This is a genomic window from Pyrobaculum sp., assembly GCF_049971835.1.
Taxonomy (GTDB): Archaea; Thermoproteota; Thermoprotei; order Thermoproteales; family Thermoproteaceae; genus Pyrobaculum.
Window position 1 is genome coordinate 1 of record NZ_JBMFKV010000147.1, and the last position, 4608, is coordinate 4608.

4 protein-coding genes and 1 pseudogene are annotated in these 4608 nt (G+C 54.9%); 2 read left to right on the forward strand and 3 right to left on the reverse strand.

The features are described 5' to 3' along the window. The 3 genes and pseudogenes from ACP5J3_RS10930 to ACP5J3_RS10940 form a co-directional block, all read right to left on the reverse strand. Window positions 1-172: pseudogene (locus ACP5J3_RS10930) on the reverse strand (Nre family DNA repair protein); the annotation flags it as partial. Between the two features lie 187 nt (window positions 173-359). After that, window positions 360-1514 carry a hypothetical protein gene (locus ACP5J3_RS10935; protein ID WP_428495725.1) on the reverse strand — a complete coding sequence of 385 codons (1155 nt, stop codon included), beginning with the start codon at window positions 1512-1514 and terminating at the stop codon, window positions 360-362. Further along, window positions 1511-2320, reverse strand: coding sequence for a hypothetical protein (locus ACP5J3_RS10940; RefSeq protein WP_428495726.1), 810 nt, complete (start codon window positions 2318-2320; stop codon window positions 1511-1513). Before ACP5J3_RS10940 ends, ACP5J3_RS10935 begins: the two co-directional genes overlap by 4 nt. Before the next feature lie 300 nt (window positions 2321-2620). On the opposite strand from ACP5J3_RS10940, the gene ACP5J3_RS10945 reads away from it, so the two are divergent. Together ACP5J3_RS10945 and ACP5J3_RS10950 are read left to right on the forward strand one after the other, a co-directional pair. Beyond that, window positions 2621-3082: a hypothetical protein gene (locus ACP5J3_RS10945; protein WP_428495727.1), complete on the forward strand. Its 462-nt coding sequence runs from the start codon at window positions 2621-2623 to the stop codon at window positions 3080-3082. A 54-nt stretch (window positions 3083-3136) separates the two neighbouring features. Further along, on the forward strand, window positions 3137-4456 hold the full coding sequence (locus tag ACP5J3_RS10950) for a hypothetical protein (protein WP_428495728.1): 1320 nt from the start codon (window positions 3137-3139) through the stop codon (window positions 4454-4456). The last annotated feature ends 152 nt before the right edge of the window (window positions 4457-4608 follow it).

Here is a 4608-nt window from a genome sequence, read left to right on the forward strand (position 1 = left end):
AGACCTCCGGCGGCTCCCCAATGTAAACCCTCACCCTAGGCCAACCCGCCTCCCCCACGACGGCGCTGGGAGGAGTGGCGCCGAACACCTCGCGGCCCCTAATCCTAAACATAGAAGACTTAACCGCCCTAACCCTCTCCAAAATAGGGCACCGGGGAAGCCCACACAGCATCCTCCGCCCACCACACTTAGCACAGATGGAATACATCCCGTAGAAAACCACCAACGTTAATAAAAACCCCACGCCCAACAACCCCCGGCCACGCGCCCGGCAGACGCCAGGCGGACAACTACGTCTTAACACGTCTCCCGCCACAGTCCAGCTACGTAGTCTACGTCTTGTCATTATGCGTGGCTTGCTACCCTCTTTTCCTCGCCTGTTCATACAGAGCTTTTAGATAGTCCTCCTCCGTGCCCCTCGCCTCTGGATAGCTCTGCGACGCGGTAGCCAGGGCTAGCAACGTGAGCCACTGGGCCCTCCGCGGGGCTTGGCCCAGCCACTCGGCGTAGGGCCCCCTCACGACTCCACTCGCATATAGAGCCCGCGCCTCGCAGTAGGCTTCGTACACGCCATACCCACGGGCCCTCCAGAGCGCCCACGTAATCCAAAACCTGTACTCCTCGTCGCGCGGCCCCTCGGCCGGTATCAGCTCATAAGGCACGCCGTCGTACAGAAGCTTGTGGCAGAGGGGCTCCCCGCTACAGCTCCCCGAGGCCACCAAGTCAGGCCGCCGAGGCGGGGCGTGCCTCATGGCAGACCGTAGGGCGGCTTGGAAATTGGCGATGGCCCTGTCCAGGGAGCCCCTAGCCCTCTTGGCCAAAAGCCTAGGCACGTCCAGGGGGATCAGCCAGTTGCCTATCCTCTTGGCGACGCCCAAGGCCTCTAGCTTGTGTCCTGCCCCCGGCTCGGCAAGCGTGTCCACCAAGTCGGCGTAGGCCTGGGCGTTGTTGTCCCTTATATAGCCGCCGCGGAGCTCGGCGCACTCCGGGCTCATCAGGCGGCTCAGCCTCGCCACAGCCTCCAGAGGAGCCCCCCTATCCCTTACGAAGGCGATAGCCGCCTCTAGATACAGCTCGGAGTAGTCGTTCAACACACTATACTCATTCCACAAGACGCCCCCTATCATCCTCGCGGCGTACTCAGCCGCCTCCGGATCCCCCCTCCCTCTGTATAGAACCCTCCTGGTGATAGACACGGAGACGCCCCCCACCTCTAGACGCGTCCCCACCAGCCGCCGCAGACATTCAAGGTGTTCGTTAAGACCCCCCGGGCCGCAGACCTGGGACCGCCGCCCAACGAGGTCTTGAAACAGCGCCCTGCCTCCCTCAGTCAGCCTCACAGCGGCGGGGCGGCCCTCTCTATGAAACAAGACGGGAGAGAAGGCGACGTATTTCCTAATGTACGACTCGCTCCTCCCCGTGAAGAAGCTCAAATCTCTGTAAGTGGCGTAGCCCTTGTACCCCTCTAAATAGCCAACCACAAGCACTAGAGAGAGGGCGAAGTCGCTGGTCATTCCATAGACAGCCTCGTAGCGTTGAAAACCGCCGCGTGTTCCCGACTCACGTGGGTAGTGGAGAACTCCACAACGGCGTAAGGCGTCTTGAGCACAACCGCCAACTTGCCGTGTTGTCTATGCCTAACCTCAAACGAGTCAAAAACCACCAGAGGACCCCTGACAGACGCCGCCGCGGCCCCCTTCCCCCGCCTGAGGACAAGCCGCCAATACGTGACAAACCTCCCCACAACCACGTGGTTGCCGACAACAACCCTCGCGGGGCCGGCGCCGTCCAGCGACTCTAGAACAGAGTTGTACAGCGCCTTGACGCCAGGCCTCACGCCGACATACAAGACGAGCCCCTCCCTCGAGTTTCTAGCCGCGATCTCCACACACCCAGCCGCGGCCCTGGCTGACCCCACGACGCCTAAGTCGTCCGGCTCCTCCATAAAAACCTCAACCCCGCCGCACCGCGCCCCCGTGGCCTCGGCAACCCCAGCCAGATAGGCCGCCGCGCTGCGGAGCAACCTCCCCACCCTATCACCCGTGGAGGCGGTGATGCGCACACCGGGCAACAGTATATTCCGAAATCGCGTAAAGGCGACGCTGTAGCCCCGCCGCGTCAGCCACCTCGCCAACGCAGAGGCGGCGAATCTAGCCACGTGCCTCCCCCAGGCCCCTTCGAGGCGCCGCGCCACGTCGAGAGCTAAAGACGCCTCAGTGCTGTGTAGGCCAACAGACGCCACTAAATCCTCCTGTACCCTGTACCTCCCCGACTCGGCTAAGTAACACACGCCGGGGAGGCAGTGCCGCTGAAACCCCATAGCTCTCAAAACCTCCTCCCCACTCCCCTAGAGGCGCCCCACCACGTTGACAAAAAGCCTTCCGTCGTCATTCACCCCCACCACCACCCTCGCCGCGCTGAAGATAAGATACCCACCAGCCCTCCTCGGCGGGTCAAGCCCCTCCCGAATAACGTCGGCTTTCCACTACCCCATCTACATTTTTCCTGACTTAGCGTCGTACATTTTTCCTGAATCAGGAAAAATGTCCGACGTTGAGTCAGGTAAAATGTAGATGGGGGAGTTGAACGCCGTAGCTGGCTTTAAAGCCCTGGCGTATACGTGGGAGCGGTGCACTACGCCTACTTGGTGCTGGCGGGTGGGCGTGTGGAGTATGTGGGGGTGGGGAAGCGCCGCGGCTACTACGACCGCGTCGACATGCACATGAGGGGCCACTCCTCTGCGGCGAGGAGGGGGCTTAGGGCCGACGTCTTCATCATCCTGGCCTACACCTACAAGAGGCGGCTGGCGGAGGTGTGGGAGGCGTGGCTCCACGCGGTCTTCAACCCGCCGTACACCGAGAGGAAGCCGAGGAAGCCGCCTAGAAAGCCGCCCCTCCTCCCCAGAGCGAGACGCCGAGACAAGCCAGTGGAGGAGCCCATGGCGGCGGCGAGGTGTGCAAAGCTCATGGGCGCCCCGCTGGCCAGCGCCTCTACGCTTCTGGCAGAGGCATCTGCTAGCAATCGTTCAGAAAACAGTTTAGTCTCAGAGACGAATGCTGACAAACCTCCACCTGATATGTGAGGACCACGGATTAGCGGATGTTAATTCCACATGTGGAGGTGCTAAAAATGTGATATGGGCAAGGAATTCAATAGTAAATTGCTGGAGAGATTAAAAGATAGGTGTAAGGTAGCTTTGCTGAAAGAATCCGAACCCACTCTCGAATCGGTGCTTGATGAATCTGCTAGACACGGCGTGCTAATTGGTTCAGTAGATACGTTGTTTAAGAAATGGAAACTCTACATGCAGTATATAGCAGATAGGATACCGATGTTATTTTCGTTACCAGATGAAAAAACGACAAGATTTAAACAGTTTATAAGTAGCATATCTTCGTTGCTAGATGAGGCGGAAAAAGAAACTCGAGAAAAACTTAGTAAGATTTGTAGAGCCGTAGAAGGAGGGCATGCTGAACTTACAACAAAAAGTACAAATTCGTTCCATATTTGTTCTAATGGTAATTGTATCTATTCCCATGGTATCACTCATCCAACTTACAGTCTACATCTAAACGCGCTCTCGGCAAATCTGGACTTTCCGGACGTATTATCGGAGAGAGAGTTGGAGCCGTTTCAACTAGGTTGGAGAGCTTCTGATGAGAGCGTAATTGATAACCGTCCTATGATGGGCACGACGCAACCATGGCAACTAATTGCATGGTTGGCAACACGATTCGGAAACGTATGGGTAAACTTGCATTTTGTTAATGTAACAAGTCGAGGCATCACCTTGGCAGTCCGTGCTATAGCTAAAGACTGGAAACAGAAATTGAGTAAAGAAAAAGCGATAAGGCTTTCAATTGATTTCTATCAGAGAGGCGATTACAGAGCTCTGCTTACGTGGTGGCTTGGTGATGGTGTTGTAGATAATGAGTTACACCGGTTTCAGCTCTCAATAGGCAGTAAATACATCCAAGTAGTAAACCAAGCGTTTAGAGGATATATCGATTCTAACCGCATTAGGCTTATGGGAAAAGATGCGAAAATGTTGGCTAGACAACTAATTCTATCGGCTGGCAGTTATGGTATATTACTAGATGTATTGCGCAGTCATAAATGGAAACATCTTAAAGCTTTGGCAAACGCATCATATAAAGAGCCCGTTTACATCACAATTGGAGAATTTAAAATGCGTCTGCTCCTCACGAATAAATTCTTAATAGCTGTCAAACAATTTAAAAACAAGGAGGAGGCAGAGCTTGTTGTTAAGAAGTTGGCTCCCCATGCTCACATATACCGGAGCAAAGGTTACATTGTGTATGTAAAGTGGAGTTGGTTAAAAGAGCTTATGAAAAGGGATCCAACACTAAGGGAAACTATAGTCCAATATCTTATTAAAAAAGCGGAAACAAAACCACAAGCAAGAAAAATTCTTGCGAAAATTCCCCTTTTTTAAGCCCAGCAATTATTCTCCATCGTGTAGATATAGGCGACATTTGACATTGTCTTTCTCTGCTTGTTGATGGCACACTATTCCAAGGGGTTTTAATCACCTCAGCTGTCCTCTCTGTGTCTGTGTGGCAGGTGGTGGAGTGGTCTTGGCCAGCG

Bases quoted from the DNA above. Each gene is read 5' to 3' on its own strand.
- ACP5J3_RS10950 (WP_428495728.1), top strand. From the start codon at position 3,137: ATGGGCAAGGAATTCAATAGTAAATTGCTGGAGAGATTAAAAGATAGG.
- ACP5J3_RS10940 (WP_428495726.1), bottom strand. From the start codon at position 2,320: ATGGGGTTTCAGCGGCACTGCCTCCCCGGCGTGTGTTACTTAGCCGAG.
- ACP5J3_RS10935 (WP_428495725.1), bottom strand. From the start codon at position 1,514: ATGACCAGCGACTTCGCCCTCTCTCTAGTGCTTGTGGTTGGCTATTTA.